The 21,825-nt window shown below is 36.0% G+C and carries 25 protein-coding genes; 10 read left to right on the top strand and 15 right to left on the bottom strand.

Annotation, left to right across the window (positions count from 1 at the left end; genetic code table 11):
- Positions 1-40: 40 nt before the first annotated feature.
- The 4 genes from ACODR7_RS03580 to panD form a co-directional block, all read right to left on the bottom strand.
- Entirely contained in the window at positions 41-718 is a 678-nt protein-coding gene (locus ACODR7_RS03580) for a TerD family protein (RefSeq protein WP_488837332.1), read from the bottom strand.
- A gap of 27 nt (positions 719-745) precedes the next feature.
- Complete coding sequence (locus ACODR7_RS03575) at positions 746-1,321, bottom strand: TerD family protein (RefSeq protein WP_488837330.1); 576 nt, start codon at positions 1,319-1,321, stop codon at positions 746-748.
- 178 nt (positions 1,322-1,499) lie between these two features.
- On the bottom strand, positions 1,500-2,582 hold the full coding sequence (locus ACODR7_RS03570) for a lysylphosphatidylglycerol synthase transmembrane domain-containing protein (protein WP_488837328.1): 1,083 nt from the start codon (positions 2,580-2,582) through the stop codon (positions 1,500-1,502).
- Positions 2,583-2,585: 3 nt separating this feature from the next.
- Positions 2,586-2,936 (bottom strand): aspartate 1-decarboxylase, encoded by a 351-nt coding sequence (panD, locus tag ACODR7_RS03565; RefSeq protein ID WP_002976902.1) that lies wholly within the window; start codon positions 2,934-2,936, stop codon positions 2,586-2,588.
- Between the two features lie 399 nt (positions 2,937-3,335).
- Here panD and ACODR7_RS03560 point away from each other — a divergent pair, with 399 nt between their 5' ends.
- Positions 3,336-3,626 carry an HU family DNA-binding protein gene (locus ACODR7_RS03560; RefSeq protein ID WP_002976900.1) on the top strand — a complete coding sequence of 97 codons (291 nt, stop codon included), beginning with the start codon at positions 3,336-3,338 and terminating at the stop codon, positions 3,624-3,626.
- A 243-nt stretch (positions 3,627-3,869) separates the two neighbouring features.
- Here ACODR7_RS03560 and pdxH read toward each other — a convergent pair whose 3' ends face one another.
- The gene (pdxH, locus tag ACODR7_RS03555; protein WP_488837326.1) at positions 3,870-4,511 is read right to left on the bottom strand and encodes a pyridoxamine 5'-phosphate oxidase; all 642 of its coding nucleotides are present in this window, start codon (positions 4,509-4,511) and stop codon (positions 3,870-3,872) included.
- A 24-nt stretch (positions 4,512-4,535) separates the two neighbouring features.
- Here pdxH and ACODR7_RS03550 point away from each other — a divergent pair, with 24 nt between their 5' ends.
- Together ACODR7_RS03550 and ACODR7_RS03545 are read left to right on the top strand one after the other, a co-directional pair.
- The gene (locus ACODR7_RS03550) at positions 4,536-5,084 is read left to right on the top strand and encodes a YqgE/AlgH family protein (RefSeq protein WP_488837325.1); all 549 of its coding nucleotides are present in this window, start codon (positions 4,536-4,538) and stop codon (positions 5,082-5,084) included.
- 103 nt (positions 5,085-5,187) lie between these two features.
- Positions 5,188-5,769, top strand: a complete 582-nt coding sequence (locus tag ACODR7_RS03545; protein WP_488837323.1) for an N-acetylmuramoyl-L-alanine amidase family protein — start codon at positions 5,188-5,190, stop codon at positions 5,767-5,769.
- 84 nt (positions 5,770-5,853) lie between these two features.
- Here the strand turns inward: ACODR7_RS03545 and ACODR7_RS03540 are convergent, their stop codons facing one another.
- The 9 genes from ACODR7_RS03540 to ACODR7_RS03500 all read right to left on the bottom strand — a co-directional run bounded on the left by ACODR7_RS03540 (position 5,854) and on the right by ACODR7_RS03500 (position 16,753).
- Positions 5,854-6,669 (bottom strand): aminotransferase class IV, encoded by an 816-nt coding sequence (locus ACODR7_RS03540; protein WP_488837321.1) that lies wholly within the window; start codon positions 6,667-6,669, stop codon positions 5,854-5,856.
- A 78-nt stretch (positions 6,670-6,747) separates the two neighbouring features.
- Positions 6,748-7,134, bottom strand: a complete 387-nt coding sequence (locus ACODR7_RS03535) for an START-like domain-containing protein (protein WP_034696870.1) — start codon at positions 7,132-7,134, stop codon at positions 6,748-6,750.
- Positions 7,135-7,321: 187 nt separating this feature from the next.
- Positions 7,322-8,497, bottom strand: a complete 1,176-nt coding sequence (locus ACODR7_RS03530; protein ID WP_488837537.1) for an aspartate aminotransferase family protein — start codon at positions 8,495-8,497, stop codon at positions 7,322-7,324.
- A gap of 97 nt (positions 8,498-8,594) precedes the next feature.
- Positions 8,595-10,334 carry an OstA-like protein gene (locus ACODR7_RS03525; protein WP_488837319.1) on the bottom strand — a complete coding sequence of 580 codons (1,740 nt, stop codon included), beginning with the start codon at positions 10,332-10,334 and terminating at the stop codon, positions 8,595-8,597.
- A 3-nt stretch (positions 10,335-10,337) separates the two neighbouring features.
- Entirely contained in the window at positions 10,338-10,811 is a 474-nt protein-coding gene (locus ACODR7_RS03520) for a Fur family transcriptional regulator (RefSeq protein ID WP_027374694.1), read from the bottom strand.
- 65 nt (positions 10,812-10,876) lie between these two features.
- Positions 10,877-12,871, bottom strand: coding sequence for a KUP/HAK/KT family potassium transporter (locus tag ACODR7_RS03515; RefSeq protein WP_488837316.1), 1,995 nt, complete (start codon positions 12,869-12,871; stop codon positions 10,877-10,879).
- A gap of 114 nt (positions 12,872-12,985) precedes the next feature.
- On the bottom strand, positions 12,986-13,966 hold the full coding sequence (locus ACODR7_RS03510) for a pyruvate dehydrogenase complex E1 component subunit beta (RefSeq protein ID WP_306595047.1): 981 nt from the start codon (positions 13,964-13,966) through the stop codon (positions 12,986-12,988).
- 244 nt (positions 13,967-14,210) lie between these two features.
- Positions 14,211-14,627: a DUF2147 domain-containing protein gene (locus tag ACODR7_RS03505; protein ID WP_488837313.1), complete on the bottom strand. Its 417-nt coding sequence runs from the start codon at positions 14,625-14,627 to the stop codon at positions 14,211-14,213.
- A gap of 197 nt (positions 14,628-14,824) precedes the next feature.
- Positions 14,825-16,753 (bottom strand): LTA synthase family protein, encoded by a 1,929-nt coding sequence (locus tag ACODR7_RS03500; RefSeq protein WP_488837311.1) that lies wholly within the window; start codon positions 16,751-16,753, stop codon positions 14,825-14,827.
- 89 nt (positions 16,754-16,842) lie between these two features.
- Between ACODR7_RS03500 and ACODR7_RS03495 the strand changes: the two genes are divergently transcribed.
- The 5 genes from ACODR7_RS03495 to ACODR7_RS03475 all read left to right on the top strand — a co-directional run bounded on the left by ACODR7_RS03495 (position 16,843) and on the right by ACODR7_RS03475 (position 19,960).
- A complete protein-coding gene (locus tag ACODR7_RS03495) occupies positions 16,843-17,556 on the top strand; it encodes a CDP-alcohol phosphatidyltransferase family protein (RefSeq protein ID WP_488837309.1) in 714 nt (237 codons plus the stop codon).
- Positions 17,557-17,598: 42 nt separating this feature from the next.
- A complete protein-coding gene (locus ACODR7_RS03490; protein WP_488837307.1) occupies positions 17,599-18,363 on the top strand; it encodes an exonuclease domain-containing protein in 765 nt (254 codons plus the stop codon).
- Positions 18,364-18,365: 2 nt separating this feature from the next.
- Positions 18,366-18,764, top strand: coding sequence for a putative signal transducing protein (locus ACODR7_RS03485; protein ID WP_488837305.1), 399 nt, complete (start codon positions 18,366-18,368; stop codon positions 18,762-18,764).
- 93 nt (positions 18,765-18,857) lie between these two features.
- Positions 18,858-19,463 carry a fumarylacetoacetate hydrolase family protein gene (locus tag ACODR7_RS03480; protein WP_488837303.1) on the top strand — a complete coding sequence of 202 codons (606 nt, stop codon included), beginning with the start codon at positions 18,858-18,860 and terminating at the stop codon, positions 19,461-19,463.
- 59 nt (positions 19,464-19,522) lie between these two features.
- Positions 19,523-19,960, top strand: a complete 438-nt coding sequence (locus ACODR7_RS03475; protein ID WP_488837301.1) for a universal stress protein — start codon at positions 19,523-19,525, stop codon at positions 19,958-19,960.
- An 82-nt stretch (positions 19,961-20,042) separates the two neighbouring features.
- Here the strand turns inward: ACODR7_RS03475 and ACODR7_RS03470 are convergent, their stop codons facing one another.
- Positions 20,043-20,276: a DUF6341 family protein gene (locus ACODR7_RS03470; protein ID WP_047434770.1), complete on the bottom strand. Its 234-nt coding sequence runs from the start codon at positions 20,274-20,276 to the stop codon at positions 20,043-20,045.
- Between the two features lie 42 nt (positions 20,277-20,318).
- Here ACODR7_RS03470 and ACODR7_RS03465 point away from each other — a divergent pair, with 42 nt between their 5' ends.
- Both ACODR7_RS03465 and ACODR7_RS03460 read left to right on the top strand, forming a co-directional pair.
- The gene (locus tag ACODR7_RS03465) at positions 20,319-21,224 is read left to right on the top strand and encodes a DUF6427 family protein (RefSeq protein WP_076596365.1); all 906 of its coding nucleotides are present in this window, start codon (positions 20,319-20,321) and stop codon (positions 21,222-21,224) included.
- 6 nt (positions 21,225-21,230) lie between these two features.
- Positions 21,231-21,815 (top strand): DUF3109 family protein, encoded by a 585-nt coding sequence (locus ACODR7_RS03460; RefSeq protein WP_136522083.1) that lies wholly within the window; start codon positions 21,231-21,233, stop codon positions 21,813-21,815.
- Positions 21,816-21,825: the final 10 nt, after the last annotated feature.

Here is a 21,825-nt window from a genome sequence, read left to right as displayed (position 1 = left end):
TCCTCCACCGGCTTTTGTGTGAGTTGAAAAAATTGAAAATCTAGTTGGAATACGCGTATTGCTGTCTCAGAATATCAATAAAGTTATCTGTATGATGCGGTTCTCCAACAGCACGGAATTTCCAGTCTCCGTTGTGACGATATGCTTCTGCAAAAACCATTGCACACATTCCGTTCATACTTGAATCACCGGAAAGGCTGTACTTCGTAATTTCTTTTCCTGTAGCATCTACCGCACGGATAAATGCATTTTCAATCATTCCGAAGTGCTGGTTATTGGCTCTTCCCTGATAAATGGTAACCAGAAATACAATTTTCTGGTAACTCTGATCCAGCTGATCCAGTTTTACAATGATTTGTTCATCATCTCCATCTCCTGCTCCCGTTCTGTTGTCTCCGGTAAGCCATATATTCCCGCTTGGGTGCTGCATGGAATTGAAGAATACCACATCTCCCTGATAAAGCCCCATCTGTCTTCCGTCATTGGTTTGCACCGTTCTTCCAAGATTAGCTACTTTTCCGTTGCCATCTAAAAGAAATGCTACTGCATCAAGGTCATATTCTGCTTCCTTACTGAAGAGTTTCCCAAAAAATCCGCTGCTTTGCTTTCTTACGTCCCATCCCAAACCGATGGTTACTTTTGAAAGATCATAAACGCTTTCGCCACGGTCGTTTTTTCTCAAATCTATCGTTTGTCCTTTCTGTAAATTGATTGCCATAGTTATAGTTTTTGTGTATTTGATGATTTATTTGATGATTTGCCCTTTGTAGTATTTTTCAAGGAAGAAGCCAAGATCTGCTCTGTATCCTATTCCTGAGGCTTCAAATTTCCAGCTTCCGTTTCTTTTATACAGTCTTCCGAACTCTACACCGGTTTCAATAGAAAAATCTTCATCCAGTTCATATTTTGCAATTTCCTGGCTGGAGTTATTATCTACCACTCTGATATAAGAATTTCTTACCTGTCCGAAATTCTGTCTTCTTCTTTCAAAATCTTCAATGGTTACCACGAAAAGAATCTCTTCCACTCTTGAATCTACTTTATCAAGGTCTATAATAATCGCTTCATCATCATCACCATCGCTGTTTTTACCACTCGGATCATCCCCTGTATGGGTAAGAGCTCCGTCCGGAGAATTCAGGTTATTGTAAAAAACAAAGTATTCTTCGCTTACTAATTTTCTGTCAGAATCAATCATGATTGCAGAAGCATCCAGGTCAAAGTCGTAGCCGGTTCCTTCATTCGGATCCCAGCCCAATCCAATCGTCATTTTAGTTAATCCTATCTCGATCTTTTGTCCCTTCTGGAGATTAATTGCCATAGTGTTTTATATTATGATTATTTTTTGCATTAAGATAGAAGTGATTTATGAACTGACCAAATTTATTGATGAAAAAATGTTCCCTACCGCTTAATTTTAAACTCTTTAAGTCACAAAATGGCCATAAAAAAAGGTTCAATTAAAAAATTGAACCTTCTATATTTAAAAATGTGTTGAATTAATTTTCAAATTCTTTATCCGAAACAGCGGCATTTCTTGCTTTTGTCAGCATAGGAATGGAAATAAGTCCCATGACCAGCATAATCACAATCTGCAGCGGTAAAGAAATAAAGGAATAGGTAAGCCCCATTTCACCACCGAAATCTGCACTTTTTCCTACTGAAATGAAAAGAGCCATAAAACCATATTTCATGGCCAGGTTATACGCTCCGATTCCTCCACTGGCAGGGATAATCATCCCTAATGTTCCTACAACAATAATGAAGAAACCGTCTGCAAAGGTAAATGCGGATGTTTCAGGAAGAGCAAAACACACCAGATAAGCGGCCAGATAATAGCAAATCCAGATTCCTAATGTATAAAGAATGAATTTTCCTTTTTCTTTTAATTTAAAAATGGAAGTTATCCCTTGAAGAATTCCTTTTCCAAAATTGATAAGTTTCTCTTTTTTATATTTATAAAGAAGGGCTAACCCAATTAAAACCAATATCACAACACCAATTTTAACACATAAATAAAAAGAATCAAAATCACTTATTCCCAATTTCATCATTTGTCTTTCAAAAAAGTTAGGAACAAACTCATCTTTCTCATCCTTCTTATCCATTACAAAATGATAGAAAGCAAGAATTGCTTTAAATTTAAAAATTCCTGTCAGAATTAAAAATCCTCCCATACAAATAAGATCCACTACTCTTTCCAAAATAATAGTCCCAATAGATTTATCCACAGGTACTTTTTCCACTCCATATAAAGCGGTTGCTCTTGCCACTTCTCCACTTCTGGGGATGGTAAGATTCATAAGATATCCAAATGATATGGACCAAAGTGCATTGGAATTTGAAATTCTGTGCCCCATTGGCTCCAGCATCAGATTCCATCGGATCGCTCTGAACCAGTACGCCAGAAGACCAAATACGGAAGCAAACAATACCCAAAGATAATTTGCTTTCGCCAGTGACTTCTGAATGACTTTAAAATCCAGCCCTCTTAAGGCAAGCCATAAAAAAAAGCCTGCAAAAGCAAGCGATATTACTATTGTAAGTATTGATTTTACAGGACTTTTTGATGTTTTCTCCATGTACTATGTAAGAAGATTTGTTTTTTCATCCGGGAAAACGATTTTCGGCTGGAAGTCTTTTGCTTCCTCCGGAGTCATCTGAGCATAGGCAATAATAATGATGATATCATCTTTCTGTACTTTTCTTGCTGCAGGTCCGTTCAGGCATACTTCTCCTGATTTTCTTTTCCCTTTGATCACGTAGGTATCAAAACGTTCTCCGTTGTTCACATTCACGATATAGACTCTTTCTCCCACTACCAGGCCGGCAGCTTCTATAAGATCTTCATCGATCGTTATACTCCCTATATAATTAAGGTCAGAGGCAGTTACTCTTACCCTATGAATCTTAGACTTGAAAACTTCTATTAACATGCTGCAAATTTATTAATAAAAATTAATAAAACAGGCCTTTATTAACATTTTAAAACTCCCACAAACACAGGGGTTTAATTTAACAAAATACAAGAAATATAAAAATTATTTATAAATTTAATAATCATATGGTCAAAAAAATTAATTGTTTATATATAATTTAGGATTTAATAAATACGAAAAATAATATCAGCTTTTTGCTAAAGTCAATACACATAAGCATTTGGCATGATTTTAGTGACCTGTAACGTAGATTTTCTGTGAAAAGTGGAATTATCATATTTTAACTGATTTCAGTGAAAAGTAAAAAATTTTCACAAGTTTTAATAAAAAAATTGCACAATTAGAAAATAGTACTATATTTGCTATAATTACGAACTAACTTTAATATTAAAAATTATGAACAAGTCTGAATTAATCGACGCAATCGCAAAAGATGCAGGTATCACTAAAGTTGCAGCAAAAGCTGCTTTAGAGTCTTTTATTGGTAACGTTACAACTACTTTAAAGAAAAAAGATGGAAAAGTTTCTTTAGTAGGTTTCGGTACTTTCTCAGTAGCTGAGAGAGCAGCTAGACAAGGTATTAACCCTGCAACTAAAAAACCGATCAAAATTGCTGCTAAAAAAGTTGCTAAATTCAAAGCTGGAGCTGATTTATCAAATGCAGTTTCAGGTGCTAAGAAAAAATAATCATTCAGATTAAAAAATTCAAGGGCTGTTTCTAAGAAATAGCCTTTTTTGTTTTTTCAATAACAGGAAATCAAACCATTAAGAAGTTTTTAAGCCCCTAAAGATGATTATGTTTTGGCTATATACTTAATAAAATAAGCGGGCTAAAGCCCGCTCCATTGATATTACAAAGCTTATATTTTCAGGATGACGAAATGCTGCTTTACAAACATCATCAATAGCTTCTAACCCCAGATTCTCCCATTACGGAGCCAGTCTCGAAATTTTCCAGTCAAGGTCCTCAAGTTCATAAATTATCCTGTCATGAAGACGGTTTGGCCTTCCCTGCCAGAATTCTATTTCATAAGGTCTTGCAATATATCCGCCCCAATTGGAGGGTCTTGGTACTTCCGTATTTTCATACTCCTTTTCCAGTTCTTTTAATTTCTCTTCCAGAAACTCTTTGTTTGGGATCACCTGACTTTGCGGGGAGACCACAGCTCCAAGCTGACTTCCTTTCGGCCTGGAATGAAAATAACCGTCACTAAGGTTTTCTGCCACTTTCTCAAGATCAGCCTTGATGATAATCTGTCTTTCAAGATTAGGCCAGAAAAAATGCAGACAGGCTTTATGGTTGTTTTCTATTGCTTTTCCTTTTCTGCTGTTATAATTGGTATAAAAAATAAATCCTTCATGGGTATATGCTTTAAGAAGCACCATTCTTGTTCTTGGACACCCGTCTTCTTCTACTGTAGAAACCGCCATAGCATTAGCTTCTGAGATCATTGGGTTCTCATTTGCTTCCAAAAACCAGTCTCTAAACTGTTCAATTGGATTTTGTTTTATCTCACTTTCAATAAGTTGGGATTTCTCGTACACTTTTCTTCTGTCGTGCAGGTTTTCCATAAATATTTTTTATTAAATTTGAGTATGAATCACTCATACAAAGGTAAAATATTAATCTCGACACCCGACATTTCCGGCGATATTTTTTCAAGATCGGTAGTATTGGTTATTGAACATAATGAAAGTGGTGCATTTGGTTTGATATTGAATAAAAAGAACAGCCAGATGAGTAGCAAATTCAAAGATTTTTTTGACTTTAAAATTGAGGTATATGATGGAGGACCTGTAGAAAACGACAAGGTATTCTTCATTGTAAAAGGCAAAAGAGTTACAGAGATCTATACAGACATTACAGATGAATACTATCTTACAGAAGATATTGAAAGGATCATTAATGCGGTTTTAAGCAGCGAACTGGATATTGAGCATATTAAAATATTTTCAGGATATTCCGGATGGTCTTCTAATCAGCTTGATACTGAGGTTCAAAGGAAAATGTGGACGGTTGTGGATGTCTATAATCTTGATTATACCCTTCCCAATGATCAGACACTCTGGAAGTCTATTATGCAGAATCTTGGAGGGGAATTTCTTCTCTGGGCCAATTCACCTGAAGACATATCACTAAACTAAATGTATATTTTTCTTATCATTCTGACAATTAACAAACTTTAAGATTCTCTTAACCAATTTTAAAGAAAGTTTTACCGTTCTTTGGAAAACCAAAATCACTGATATGAAAGGTATTACATTACTTGCTTTATCAATAGTTTCTACAGCGTTTTTATCATTTACTCCTATCAATAAAAAATATATTGTCATTGATGCCGGACATGGCGGAAATGATTTCGGGGCTGTTTATGGTGAAATTCTGGAAAAAAATATTTCATTAAGCATTGCTAAGGAAATCCGGAAAATCAATGAAAGCCAGGATAAATATGAAATTATTCTAACAAGGGATTCAGACAGCTCTCCTACTCTTACTGAAAGAACAGATCTGATCAATAGGCTGAACCCTGAAATGGTCCTTTCCCTTCACGTTAACAGTTCTCCGCAAAAAGAAAGATCTGACTACGGATTTGAAGTTTACGTTCAGAATTCGGACGTTTCAAAGGAACTGGCCGGAAAAATCTACAAGAAATTCAATGCCCGTAAAATTGAGGAGCGTAATCTTCACATGCTAAGAGAGACCAAAGCACCTGCTGTGTTGGTAGAGCTTGGCTTCATTAATAATTCTGACAACAGGAATTATATTACCAGTGAAAAGGGGCAGAAAGAAATCGCACAGAAATTTGTTGAGATTATCAACGAATATTAAATAAAGAAACAATTTCTGATTTACTCAGAATAAAACCCGGTAAAGGACTTCTGGAACTTTGTTGTTTACCGGGTTTGTCAATTTCTATTGATTAAAACTTTGTTTCCAGCTTTGTACCAGTTCGGAGAAACGGGAGGTTTCAAAAGTTTTGTTTCTTATCTTACCTACAGAAAATATACCTTTCTCATCAGAAATCATTAAAATTTCTTCAGCCTTCTGGGATTCAAAAGCGATAATCTCGTGTTCCTGAATATCAGCAAGGTTATTTTTGTGTAAAAAAGTAACAAAGTTTTCCATCAGAGGAGAAATGTAAGCTCCTTCTGTCTGCTTGGGTACTTTGATAACGCCGCCCTCTAAAAAGAGAAGATTTCCGGCTGTGGTACGCGCTATTCTTTTGTTTGGATTCAGAAGAATCACATCGTCAAGGTCATTTTCCTGGGCATAAATCACCCCATAGATATTTTCCGGACAGTGAACTCTGATATTGCTTAAAAGGTTGTTATTAACGTTGATTTCTTTAATCAAATCCAATTCAAGAGGTCTCTGATGAACAGCAAGTACATCCGCTATTTCCGTCACTTCGTAAAAATAGGAAACAGAAGATTTCGCTAGTGTTACTCCATCATCATTTCTGAATACCTGAAAATTGATAATTCCATTTTCTACTCCTTTACTTTCAATAATTTCTTTTTGAAAAAGAGTCTGGAAAAACTCCAGGGTGTACGTCAAAGGAATATTAAGTCTCATCTTTCTCATGGAAGCCATCAGAAAAAAATAGCATTCTTCGTCCATGATCAATCCACCATTTCTTACAAAGAAAGAAACTTTTACTGAGTCTCCCCAAAGAAAAGCTCTGTTCTTTACATTTAACTCGTCTGATGTAAAATATTGATTTTCCAATTTTTGATGTAATTTATTTACAAAAAAATAATGAACGATAAATCGTTCATCAGTTTTATCATTTCCTATAGCCCGGTATTATGCCGCACCTAGTTTTATTCTAAGGTTTTCGATAAGATTTTCCCAATACATTGCATTTTCCTCTTCATCACCTTCTTCACAGAAATCTGTAATATTTAAAGCAAGGTCTTCTGTAATATCATCAATTGTGATAGTCATTTCAAAGAAATTTTTTGTTCCTTCATCTTCTTCCCATCTGAAACGCACGAAACCTTCAGGCTTATATCTGATCAAAGTGGCCTTCTCAGCAGGACCTCCACCCCAGCTAAAAAAGAAATCATCGCCTTTCTCTGTTACCTCATCCGCAAACCATTCAGACAATCCCTCTGCAGTTGCCAGATATTCATATAAAATCTCTGATAAACAGTGCATTGGAAATTCGTAATGGACTTTATGTTTCGCCATATAATCTTTGTTTTATCGTCCCGCAATATATAAATTAATTTTTTTATTACGCAAAAAAACAATTACTTTTTTATAGAATCTGCATGATATTTATCACGGGATTTAAATTGCTGTGGTGTTATGTTTTAAAGCTAAAAGTTACCATGCAAAACATAAAAAATCTCCCCTTTCCGGAGAGATTTTATTTTTAATTTTCATTCAGTATATCAAGAATAATCTGGCATCCTTCTCTGATTTCGTCCAGAGATAATGTAAGAGGCGGAGAGATTCTAAGGTATTCATTTCTGTACAGCTGCCAGAAAACAATAAGCCCTCTTTCCATACATTTTCTAGCTACTTCCAGCGTATATTCAGGAGTTCCTAAGTTCACGGCAAGCATTAATCCTTTACCGTTAATATTTTTGATTTTAGGGTGAACCAAAAGTTCCCTGAACAACTTCTCTTTTTCCTCTACTTCGTTCATTAAACCGCTTTCCAGAACTTCTTTTAATGTGGCATAACTTGCCGCTGCTATTAATGGATTTCCTCCGAAAGTAGTAATGTGGCCCAATTTAGGCGAATGTGAAAGGGTTTCCATGATTTCTCTGGAGCTCATAAAAGCTCCCACAGGAACGCCGCCTCCCATTCCTTTTCCCATGACAAGAATATCCGGCACAATTCCGAAGTGTTCAAAAGAGAATAGCTTCCCTGTTCTTCCAAATCCCGGCTGTATTTCATCCAAAATTAAAAGCGCTCCTACTTCTTCACATCTTTTCTTGAGCTTGATCAGATAGTCATTATCCGGAACCAGAAACCCTGCTGCTCCCTGAATGGTTTCAAGGATAACACAAGCAGTCTTCTCCGTGATTTTACCGAAGTCTTCTTCATTATTAAATTCAATAAAAGAAACCATAGGTAACAAAGGACGGAATTCTCTCTTGTGCGTTTCATTTCCGGAAACACTTAAAGCGCCATGAGTATTTCCGTGGTAAGAATTTTTAAAGGAAACAATTTCTTCTCTTCCGGTATATCTTTTGGCCAGTTTTAAGCTTCCGTCAATGGCTTCTGCACCGCTATTCACAAGGTAAGTAACTTCCAGAGGATCCGGAGTAGCTTCTGCAAGCAGTCTGCATAATGCAACAGGTTTTTCCTGCGCATATTCTCCGTAAACCATTACGTGAAGATATTTATCGGTCTGTTCTTTAATAGCATCCACTATTTTAGGATGTGAATGTCCCAGCGTATTGGCAGAAACTCCTGCTACAAAGTCAAGATATTTCTTTCCGTCTGTACCGTAAATATAGCTTCCTACTGCTTTTTCCACTTCAAAACCAGCAGCAAACTTGGTGGTTTGAGCCTGATATGTAAAAAAATCTTTATGCATTTCCATTGTCTCCAAAAATTTCAGCAAAGCTATAAAAGATTCATTAAACGCTGAAATTAATCCACAAAAAAGACCAGTGAGTTACTGGTCTTTTCTGTTATTTTCTGGTACGTTTAGGTTTTTTAGCTTCTTCTTTGGCCTTTTCATCATCTATTGCTTTCTGTGCTTTATCGAAGAGCTCATTATCTGCTGTATATTGTATTTCTTCGTTATTCGGAGTATCTACAAGGATGTCCTGCCATTTCCGGATCCTGTCTTTGGTATTCCAGTTAAAATCCGGGAATTTTCTTTTCGAAGGTTCTATCATACTCATAGGATAAGTATCTGATACAGCCCCAATACTACATGAAATAATTTGTAAAGCTCTTTCTTCAAACAATGCTCCAATAATTCCACATGTCGAAAGGGTTATTCCTATTCTTTCCTGTTTTTTTGTTTCCTGATCGGTATCATCAACATATACAATAGCCTGGGCATTTCCCACTACTCTTGCTTCTTTAATAGCATTTTTTTCATAATAAACCGTCATGAATTTTCCTTTCACCTGATTGAACTCATCTTTCAGCGTAAGTGAGTCTACTTTACTGATGGCAAAGGCATTTCCGATTACTTTTAAGGAATCAATATCTTCTGTCTTCGTATTGAAATAAGCTTCCACTTTATCTCCGGTAACCTGCTTTTCACCGCTCCAGAGAATCGGGTTGGTATACATATGCATAATTCCGTCCGTTTCATTGAAAGCAATGGAATCTGCTCTTCCCTGTGCATTGGATTTATAAACACGGGCTTTCTTATAAGCTCTTATAAAGCTTTTCTTGACTTTGATATCCAATGTATCAGGTCTTTGATAAGAGATAATTTTTTCTGCGGCAAAATAGATAGAGTCTTTTTCCATTGCTTTTACAGCATAAGGATTTTTCGTCATCATTGCGGAGTCTTTTTTCTCAAAAATTTCTCCGTAACCTCCTTTTATATATCTTCTTTCTTTAGGATCATCAAGCGTTACATTGCCCGTTGCTTTACCAAACCCTGAGATCTGATTGTAATACATATCATCACCGGTAAGGATTTTCTCATTATAAAAGATCCTGGAGTTTTTGGTTAGAAAAGCTTCCTTGGAATCCATTTTATATGTTCCTTTTTCGGTATAGATTCTGTTTCTTGGATTGGTTTTGCTCGTAATGGTTGTAGGACCTAGAAAATCAGCAATTTTTGTATTCTGATTCTGCTTGATATTAGGGCCTTCTATTGTATATTGAGGTGTTTCAATTTTTACATTTCCAGTAAGATCCACCACTCTTGTATTGAGAAAATAGGTTCCTACTTTGGCATAGGTAACATTCTGACCATCAGAAATCGTGCCCCCTGTATTAAAATAAGCCTGATTGGCCAGCCTGTCATAATACAGAATATCTGTTTTTATGGTTTGTTTAGGATCCGTTAGGACTACATTTTTCCTGGCAACACCTTTCTGGGTATTGGCATCATATTCCATCTCACCTGCCGTGATTACAGACCCGTCTGTATTTTGAAGCCTTGTATTGCCTATTGCTTTTACAAAGTTCTCATCATTATACAGGATTACTTCATCCGCAGTTAGAATAGATCCCTGATGTTCAATCTTAACATTTCCTGTAAAATATTGATTTCCGTCATATTTGTCAGGGCTTTTCTTGATCTCGTCCGCATGGATGATCTTTACTTTATCTTCAGGTATCGCCTGTTTAGGCTGAGCTGGTAAAGGAGCCTGCAAATAAGGATCTCTCTTCACAGGCGTTTTATCCTGCGCAAAATTGAGCGTAGAAATAAAGAGTAACAGAAAAAGGGCTATTCTCATTAATTAATCATTCTTAGTGCCATAGAAATACAGCGAATGAGAATCAATTTTTACGCCAAATGCTTCTTCAATGGCTTCTTTGATTCCTTGGATTCTTGGGTCACAGAATTCAATAATTTCTTCAATTTCTTTATCAGAGTCTTTTTTGTAGATCACCAGGTGGTCATGCTGTTTGTCAAAATAAGACTTTTCATAAGACGAAGAAGTCAATGTCTTTTCTCCGAACTGATGCTTACGGATTAAGCCTGCATCAAGGAAAATTTCAATCGTGTTGTAAATGGTTGCTTTGGAAACATGATATTTTTTCTGCATCATCAGAAGATACAGATCATCAACATTAAAGTGATGATCCATATTATAAATCTCTTCCAATATCGTATATCTTTCAGGTGTGTTTCTGAACCCCTTTTCTAATAAGTAGTTTCTCAAAACATCCTTGATCAAAGCTATATTTTTTTCTTTTTGTACTGTATCCATTAAAAAAATTATCTACAAATTTATTGAATTTTATTTAAATAGATAGTATGGTTAAATACGAGTGACTACGAGTTGTGACGGAAATAGCCGGACTGCTCGATCTTATTGTCATAAACTGTTAATTCTGTGATGGGTGCAGATTCTACTTCAACGTTATGCGAAGATACTCCCCAGGCCTTAAAGTCATCACTTCCGATATACTTCACAAAGTTGTAAATGTTAAGTGTAATCTTCTGTTTAACAGTTAAAAGGATATCGTTGATATAGGTGTTATCTATGATCACATATTTAAGATCCGGTGGTATATCATGAGCTCTTAAAGATGGATGGCTGCTTCTTGATGGAATAGTTCCGTCTGCCATTAAGTCTTTAAGAACCATATTGAAATAATCGTTGATTCTTCGGTCTACTTTAAATCCTAAAAGGAAGTTGATTTTATATACTGTTCCGGGAAGAATTTCATCTACGGTATATCTGAAAGTGTATGGATCTTCCTGGTTTACGATGCTCAGGATAAAGTAATGATCTGCTCTTTTCGGCTGTTTTTTGATGATGGAATAGATAATTTTTGATTCCACTTCATCATTTCTTTTTGCTCTGCTCAGATAGGCCAGATTGGTAGCATATTTCGGAATGGTTTCGTCCAGTTTCATGTCTTTAAGAATAGACACATATTTTTCTATTTTCACAAACTGGATAAATCTTGTTTTGATCAATCTTCCGTTATACCATGCATACATAGAAATTCCGATAGAACCAGCCAATACAACGGTGATCCATCCACCTTCCATGAATTTGATGATATTCGCACTGAAGAAACCTAATTCTATTGCCATATAAACCATTGCGAAAACCAGAATCAAGACTTTGCTTACTCTGTGTTTCAGCAGCCAGAAGACCAGCAGAACGGTTGTCATCAGCATGGTCACCGTAATGGAAAGTCCATAAGCAGCTTCCATTTTTCCTGACTCTCTGAAGTGAAGAACAACAATGATACACAGGATAAGAAGTCCCCAGTTGATTCTTGGAATATACATCTGTCCTTTTACTCCGGAAGGATAATCAATTTTCTGATTCGGCCACAGGTTAAGAGACATTGCTTCTGAGAATATAGTGAAAGAACCTGTAATCAATGCCTGGCTGGCAATAATTGCAGCGGCTGTGGCTAAAATTACTCCCGGGATGATCATCCATTCTTGCATAATTCCAAAGAAAGGGTTTACTACAGAAAATCCTGGTTTATCATGATTGGTCAAAAGCCACGCTCCCTGCCCAAGATAGTTTAGGATAAGCATAATCTTAACGAATGCCCAGCTTATTCTGATGTTTTTAGCGCCACAGTGTCCTAAATCGGAATACAATGCTTCCGCTCCGGTTGTACAAAGGAAAACAGCTCCTAAAATAACAATAGCACTCGGAGAGTTGGCAATGAGCTTATAAGCATAGTAAGGGTTGAAAGATCTTAAAATCTCAAAATTTTCACTTAGGTGCATTACTCCCAGGCCTCCCAATACCAAAAACCAAACCACCATTATAGGGCCAAAAAACTTTCCGATAAAGCTGGTCCCGAATTGCTGCACCACAAAAATGGCAATCAGAATTCCGATGGTAATAGGCACAACAGGGGTGTGCGGGTTATAGATTTCAAGACCTTCAATAGCTGACATTACTGTCAGTGAAGGGGTGATTACTCCGTCTGCAATAAGCGCCGCAGCACCAATGATTGCTATGAGGTACAACCATCCTTTCTTAAGGTTTCTTACTAATGAAAACAATGCAAGAATACCCCCTTCACCTTTGTTATCTGCTCTCAAAGCAATGATCACATATTTGATTGTGGTCTGCAGGGTAAGAGTCCAGATAATACAGGAAAGAGCTCCTTCTATATACTCATTGAAAGGCATATTGCTCCCCTCGGACCTTGCATTCACAATTGCTTTCATCACGTAAAGCGGAGAGGTACCAATATCTCCAAAAACAATTCCTAGAGACACTAAAACTCCCATGAAGGAAAGTTTCTTTATGTCGAAGTGGTAACCATCTTCTGTAACTTCTGCCATATCAGCTTAATTTATTTTAAAGGCGCAAATTTATACTAATTTTATGACGTCAAGAATTTTTCTTCATGAATATAATAAATGAAAAAACTTCCTTTCGGAAGTTTTTCTCTATAACTATTTTACGTACATCGCTTTTTTAATTTCCTCTTTCACTTTTTCAAGTTTAGGAAACCATTCTGCAAATAATGCAGCAGAATAAGGTGCAGGTGCATCAGGAGTAGTAATTCTCTTGATAGGAGCATCTAAATAATCAAATGCTTTTTGCTGTACCATATAAGTAATTTCTGAAGAGATGGAACCAAATGGCCAGGCTTCTTCTAAAATAACAAGTCTGTTTGTTTTCTTTACAGATTCTAAAATTGTATCAAAATCAAGAGGACGAACTGTTCTAAGGTCAATAACTTCTACAGAGATTCCTTCTTTAGCCATATCTTCTGCAGCCTGTAAAGCCAGCTTCATGATCTTTCCGAAAGAAACCAAAGTAACGTCTGTACCTTGTCTCTTGATATCTGCTTTTCCTATTGGTAAGTAATATTCTTCTTCAGGAATTTCCATTTTATCTCCATACATCTGCTCAGATTCCATGAAAATAACAGGGTCATTATCCTGGATTGCTGTTTTCAATAATCCTTTTGCATCGTATGGGTTAGAAGGTACTACCACTTTAAGTCCCGGACAGTTGGCAAACCAACCTTCGAAAGCCTGAGAGTGAGTTGCTCCTAATTGTCCTGCAGAAGCAGTAGGTCCACGGAAAACGATTGGGCAATTCCACTGTCCTCCACTCATCTGACGGATTTTCGCCGCATTATTGATAATCTGATCAATTCCTACCAATGAGAAATTGAATGTCATAAATTCTACAATGGGTCTGTTACCATTCATTGCTGCTCCCACAGAGATTCCAGTAAATCCAAGTTCTGCAATCGGTGTATCAATTACTCTTTTTGGACCAAATTCATCCAGCATTCCTTTTGAAGCTTTATATGCACCATTATATTCTGCAACTTCCTCACCCATCAGATAGATGGATTCGTCTTTACGCATTTCCTCGCTCATTGCCTGTGCAATTACCTCACGAAAAGTATATTCTGCCATATTTTCTTGAAAAATTTAGACTACAAAAGTAGTGTTTTTTTATTACACACATCATAAAAAGGCATCTCATTTGAATGGAAAATTTTAATATTTAATTTTATTTAAAACGGTTTTTCTTCGTGATAGCTCTCTTATCTGCAGTTTTCCCAAAGCCTCCAAAAAAAATCCAACATTTCTGTTATATAAAAAAATGACACCTCAATTCCGAGGTGTCATCTAAAATTCTATTTAAACTTATATTAAGTTACACTTTTTCCCAAGTTTGAGTTTTTCCGATAAGAGATATCCCGATATATCCTTTAACAGTAAGTTTATCTCCTTTTCTTATGATAAAACATTTATAAGTTTTACCATTCTTAGGATTGGTAATAGTTCCCCCATTGAACTCATTCCCATCTTTTGAAAGCCCTCTGATCACTTCCATCCCTAAAATTGGCTTATTTTTTCTGTCATCTTTACATTCTATACAATTTGGATTTTCAGGTGTGATTAATAACTGAACAACTTTCCCATAGTATTTCCCATCAGATTTTTTAAAGATTTCAACAATAGATTTCGGTTTTCCCGTTTCATCATCTATCGTTCTCCACTTACCTTCTATCTGTGCAAACGTAAGCACACTGAACAGAGAAAGCACGAATGTTAACAATAATTTTTTCATATTTCTTATAGTTTTAATTTTAATACAATATTCTTATCTACGTATTGATAAAAATATAAATTAATTTTCAACAAACAAAAACTTTTATTATACAAAGCATAAAGTGGTGAAGAAAAGTAAAATCAGGAAATGCCAAAACAATTAATTTCCCCATCAACTTATTTACTATTTCGCAACTCTATTTTTTGTTTTTTGTTCTAATAAAGCTTCCTGTTAATCACCCTATCCATATAATCCTGATACCAGGCCTTTGCCGTTTTCTTCCCCTGCTCTACTTCAGGATTTTTAACTTCATTCATGAGATTTTTTTCAAGGCTCAGATCAGATTGAGCATATACTCCGATAATTTCTTTTCCGTCAAAGCGGTAAATATAATTTCCGATCATGAACTGATCCGTACTTCCATCTGAATTGACTACGATGAAAGGATATTTTTTATCACTCACCAAACTTCTACCCCAGCTTCTGATAGGTTTGTTATACCCGATAAGATCAGCCAGTGTAGGATAAATATCCGCCTGCTGTGCTATTTCCTGGCTGACTCCTTTTAACTGATAGGCAGGATTCGGAGAATAGAAGACCAATGGAACTGCATAGCGGTTCATCGCTCTCTCATATTCAGGATAATAGACCTGATTGGTATGATCTCCCGTGAAAACAAAGATTGTATTATTGTACCAGGGTTGTTTTTTAGCGGTCTCAAAATATTTTTTGATCGCATAATCCGTATACTGCATCGGCTCATGGATTTCAATTTTCCCTTTTTTAAATTTCCCGTTATATTTTTCAGGTATTTTAAAAGGGTGATGAGATGATGCTGTAAATACAGTAGTCATAAAAGGTTGCTTCTTTCCTACATTCTTAGCAAAATACTGAAGGAAAGGCTCATCCCAGATCGCCCACATTCCATCAAAATCCTCATCATGATTGTATTCTGTTTTTCCGAAATAATGTTTAAATCCTAAGATATTCCCGAATCCAAGGAATCCCATAGAACCATTTGGGGCACCATGATAAAAAGAAGTATCATAGCCAAGGTCATTACACACAGAAACAATAGACTGAATTTTCTGATTGGAGTACGGAGATCCTGTAAATGCGTCGGTAAGACTCGGAATTCCGGCCAATACGCTGCTCATCCCATGAATAGATTGTCTTCCGTTTGCAAAAGTATTTGGGAAAATAAGACTTTGAGTAGCTAAACTATCCATAAATGGAGTATAAGAAACGTAGTCTTTAATATTTTTGTCTTTATTGAATGCTCCCGAATACTCTCTTCCGAAAGATTCTACAATGAAAATAACAATATTGGGACGGTTCTCCACTTTCCTGTCGTATACTTTATAGGGCTGAACATTTTCTTCGATAAACTTTTCATCTACAAAATGAACTTCCTTGAAATTATTGGTATTTAAAGTCCTGAAAAAGGAAAATGTACTATTGAGCACCATATTTCCCTGCAGCGGATTGGTCACAAAACGGGTTGCATCCACCATATTGATTGGTCTTGTACTGTGTTTAAAATCTCCTCTGATTCCTCCCACAACCAGCACCGCTGTAATACACAGCGTAAGAATGGAAGTGATAAAGTAAGGAAGTAGTTTCAAAGGTTTCACATCATCCACTTTCACCCTTTTGTAAAGGAAAACCCATAAAATCATCAGCACGACGTACCAAATCAGCACAAAAGGATGTTCACCAATAGAGATCATCAGTGTTTTGGAAACATTAGACTCATGTTCTGCTACCTGAAATACCGCCGAAGTAAGCCTTGCCTGAGAAAATTTATAGTAAATAAAATCTCCGAAGTTCATCGCATAGGCAATCCCGTTGGTAATGAAATACAACCAGAAAAGAATCTTCTGAAAAACTTTTTGGGTGTTGATAACCAATGGTAATAAACTAAGAAGTATAAATAAGGCATTGACATATAATATAGCTGTGGTATCGAAGGCTGTACCATGGAAAGCCAGCTTTATATATTCTGAAATGGAATCAACTTTAATCAGATCTTTATTAAAATACCAGAATAAAAGTCTGGCAATCTGATAAAAAACATAGGCTAAAAAAATTCTGTAAACCAGTGCCAGAACTTCCTGTTTTCTAAATCCTTTTAAAAATTTCATGGGGCAAATTTACATCAAAATCACTGTAATGCATTTTTTAGTTCATATTATTTTGAGTTAGAATTTTTAAAAACTGTAATTTTGTGCTTATGGATTTTATAAAGAATAATCTGGCCAATGCCTTAACCCTGGCAAATTTATTTGCAGGCTGCATAGGGGCAATACATCTAATATTAGGAGATTATCAGACAACAGCAATCTGTCTTGTTCTCTCCTCGGTTTTCGATTTTTTTGACGGCTTTGTAGCCAGAGCTTTAAAATCAAACTCCAATCTTGGGCTTCAGCTGGACTCGCTTGCAGATATGGTAAGCTTTGGAGTAATCCCCGGACTTACGATGTATAAAGCACTTGAACCTTTTGGTGCAGAACTGCTTGGCATGCATTTTCCGTTTGAGATCAAGTATCTGGGACTCATTGTCACTGTATTTTCCTGCCTGAGGCTTGCTATTTTTAATCTTGATGAAGAGCAGCGTTATTATTTCAAAGGATTGAATACACCAACCAATACCGTTTTGCTGTTCGGTCTTTATTATGCCTTTAAAGAAACCGGATCTTTCAGCTTTTTATTTAATAATGAATTGCTACTGGTTCTGCTTACTCTTCTTACTTCATGGCTTCTGATCAGCCCGATCAAGATGATGGCAATGAAATTCAAATCCAAACAGTTAAAAGATAACTATCCTAAAGTCGTACTATTAGTAGGAGGAATTACTATTCTTGCCCTGTTCCAGATTGTTGGAATTCCAATGCTTGTTATTTATTATATATTAGTGTCACTCATTTTTCAGGCACAGTTAAAATAGACTCACCTATATAAAACACATTTCAAATTATTAATCATCGACATGAATTTAAAACTCCATAAACCACTTTGTATTTTTGACCTGGAAACCACAGGAACCAATATCGGAAAAGACAGAATTGTTGAAATCTGTATTTTAAAAGTAAACCCGGATGCTTCCAGAGAAAGCAAAACATGGCGTGTAAACCCGGAAATGCTTATCCCTAAAGAAAGCAGCGAAATCCACGGCATTTATGATGAAGATGTAAAAGATGCTCCTACTTTCAGAGATATTGCTTCTAAAATTATGGAAATGATTACCGGAAGTGATTTGGGAGGATTTAACTCCAACAGATTTGATGTTCCGCTTTTGGCAGAAGAACTTTTAAGAGTAGGAATGGATTTTGATCTGAGTAAATTCAGACTGGTAGATGCACAAACTATTTTTCATAAAAAAGAACCCAGGAATTTAGGAGCTGCTTACCAGTTCTACTGTGGAAAAACACTGGAAAATGCTCATTCTGCAGAAGCTGATGTAATGGCCACATTTGAAGTTCTGGATGCTCAGGTTGGAAAATATGACGATATTCCAAATGAAATAGCACCTTTAAGTGAGTTTACATTCCATAATAAGAATGCAGATCTTGCCGGATTTATCGGATATAATGAAAAAATGGAAGAAGTTTTCAACTTTGGAAAATATAAAGGTCAGAGTGTTAAAGCTGTATTCCAAAAAGACTTAGGATATTTCGGATGGCTTCAGAATGCTGATTTTCCGTTGTATACGAAGAAGATTTTTACAAAAATTCAACTCTCAAGCAGATTTTAAATATGTCTGAACTGGTTCGTTTTAAATTTTATGAAACTGCCCTTGAAGCTAACAGGGACAAGCAGATACTGGCTGAAAACAGCATCAACAGTTTCATTGCGAATGAGCAGCTTATCCAGTCGGACTGGCTTTTGTCACAGGCGGTAGGCGGTATACAGCTTCAGGTTTTTGAAGAAGATCTGGAAAAAGCCAAGCAGGTATTACAGGATTATAAGGACAATGAACAGTATTCGCTGGAAGTAGAACACACCATTGAAAATCCTGAATTTGATTTTGTATGTCCGAAATGTGGTTCCAATCATATTTACAGGGACGACAGTGCTACCAGCTTCTTTGGAATTTCAATTCTGACGAGCCATAAATTCAAATGTTATTATTGCGGGAATGAGTTTACGCATTAATCTATTAGGAATTAGGAATCAATAATCATTAAACGATCTAAAAGATTGCTTCGTTCCTCGCAATGACGAGGTTAAAAATATAATAAAAGAGTTATGAAAATAATCTGCATAGGAAGAAACTACAGTGAGCATGCAAAAGAATTAGGAAATGAAATTCCTGAAAATCCTGTTATCTTTATGAAACCGGATACGGCAGTTCTGAAGGGAAATGATTTCTATATCCCTGAATTCTCCAATGATATTCATTACGAGCTTGAAGTGGTAATAAAAATTTCAAAGGGAGGAAAATATATTCAGAAAGAGACGGCACATAAGCATTATGAAGAAATCGGCCTGGGAATAGACTTCACAGCGAGAGATCTTCAGAGTGAACTGAAATCAAAAGGCCTTCCATGGGAACTTGCCAAAGGTTTCGATGGCTCTGCTGTGGTAAGCAGTTTCTTTAAAAAAGAGAACTTCAGTCTTGAGAACCTTCAGTTTTCATTGTTAAAAAATAAAGAAAAAGTACAGCATGGTAATACGAAAGATATGATGTTCAGTTTTGATGATATTGTAGCTTTTGCTTCTCAGTATTTTACGTTAAGAGTTGGTGACCTTATTTTCACGGGAACTCCAAAAGGGGTTGGAAAAGTAGAAGAAAATGATATTCTGGAAGCTTACCTTGAAGAGGAAAAAATCCTTGATATCCGAATATTATAAGTATTTAATATTAAAGTCTGACAAATTTTTCCTATCTTTAGGTAACAAAACCAGAGGTTATGATAAATATTATATTACCCGTAGATTTTGGGGACAAGACAGACCAATTGGTAGAAGGTGCCATAAAATTTGCAAAACAGCTTAATGGCAGAATTTACCTGATCCACGTAGCACCATCAGATATCGGCTTTGCCATTGGTGATATGGGATTTCAATATTTTCCGGAAGTGGAAGCCAACGAAATCAGAGAAGAGCTGGTGCAGCTTAATAAAATTGAGCAAAGAATCATCAGCCATGATATCGATTGTGAGCATCTTTTAAAACAAGGACTTGCGAAAGATATTATTCTGGAACATGCAAAGGAAAAAAATGCAGATTATATTGTGATGGGATCACACGGCAGAAGCGGAATTTATGATGTATTCGTGGGAAGCTTAACCAAAGGAATTACTAAAAGTTCAACTATTCCTGTTCTGGTACTTCCGATTCACGACTAAAAAATAAAATTTTAATCGTTAGTAATAAAAAAACCGATCAAATCACAATGTTTGATCGGTTTTTTACTATATAACCAATTAATTAACCTTCTTTTTTGTAGATATTCGGATCGTAGTAAGGATGCTTACCTTCCGTTGGGGAATAATAGTCTTTATCTTTGTCACCACCTAGCGTAACCACAAGTACGTAGCACCAATAAGTAAATAGTACACAGCAAACTATAAATAGAATCCAGTTTAAAACATTTCCAAACGCATCAAAGAAACCGAAAGTCCATTTGAAAACTTTGCTTAAGAATAGAAAGAAAGACGTCATTATTTTCCTTTTTTAAATTAACTTTGTACAAATTTATAAAAAATGTTTAAATTACTTTCAAAAGAAAGCAATATTTTTTCAATTCCTGTTTATATTGGTTTTCTTCTTTTAGTAGTAATAATATTTAACATACTGAATTTCAATACATATGAAGCCATAGTTGCCGGAATAACTTTTCTGGGAATTGCTTTGGGATATTTTGGTTTTCACAGTATTGCCCTTAATTATCAGACCCATCTGCCATTATTTTTATACACCTTTTTTATTTTCGGGCTGTATCCCGGAAACCTGGATATAGGAATTGCCGTTTCTCTGCTTACCAATTCCTTTCTTATACTTCTTTTGACAAGTACAGATGAAGATATCAGAAAGAAGTCCTATGTATTGGTAGGATCTATTGTTGCCCTGAACTTTATATTTCTTCCTACCACGTGGCCTATGGCTGTTTTTGTAATCATACACGTGGTTGCAACCTCTGCCAAAATCGGGTTGAATCTTTTCAGGTTTCTTTTGGGAATTGGTCTGATTGCGTTCAGTTATTTCTCTGTAATGTATTTCGTTCAGTTCACTTCATGGAATATTGATTATTTTCCGTTTGGAAAAATGAAACCGGTAACAGATTATACGGAACTTCTGCCGTTGATCCCTGTATTGCTGATGCTTATTTATGCAGTGTATGACCATTTTAAAAATTATAACAAGAAAAGTCCGATAAGCAGGTATAAATATACTTTCCTGCTGGTCTTTTCTGTAGCACAGCTTATTTCCATCATTCTATATATGAATAAAAGCTATGAATATCTGCTTCTTCTGGCCTTTCCTTCAAGTATTATTCTGAGCAGAATGATGAGATTTTTACCTAAATACTGGATGCGTGAAGCCAGTGTATGGCTTATTATTATTAGTTTACTGACCTTCAAAGCGGGTACAGTTTTTGATTTATTTTAAAAAATTATGATTCAGATAGACGATAAATTGATTTCCGAGGAAATTTTTTCCGAAGAATTTGTTTGCAACCTTACGAAATGTAAAGGTGCATGTTGTGTGGAAGGAGATGTGGGAGCTCCGTTGGATAAAGACGAGCTTGAAATATTGGACAGTATTTTTGATAAAATAAAGCCTTACCTTACCCAGGAAGGAATTAAAGCCCTTGAAGAACAGGGAACATGGACTACTGATCCACACGACGGAATGTATGTTACTCCCATGGTGGAGGACCGCGAGTGTGCCTATGTAACCTTTGATGAAAAAGGAATTACCAAATGTGGTATTGAGAAAGCATATGAAGATGGTGCTGTAGACTGGCAGAAGCCTATTTCATGCCATCTTTACCCGATCCGTGTTACGGAATATTCTTCCTTTACCGCATTGAATTATCATGAGTGGAATGTATGCAGCGATGCCTGTACGCTTGGAAAAGAGCTTCAGGTTCCTGTTTATAAGTTTTTAAAAACTCCACTGACGAGAAAATATGGTGAAGAATTTTATACTGTTCTCAGCGAAGCCGCTGAAGAATGGAAAAAAGAATATGGTTCTTAACTGATACGTA

This window comes from Chryseobacterium sp. FG46 (assembly GCF_057809135.1).
The sequence above is the reverse complement of the archived record's forward strand: the minus strand, read 5'-3'. Positions and strand labels throughout refer to the sequence as shown.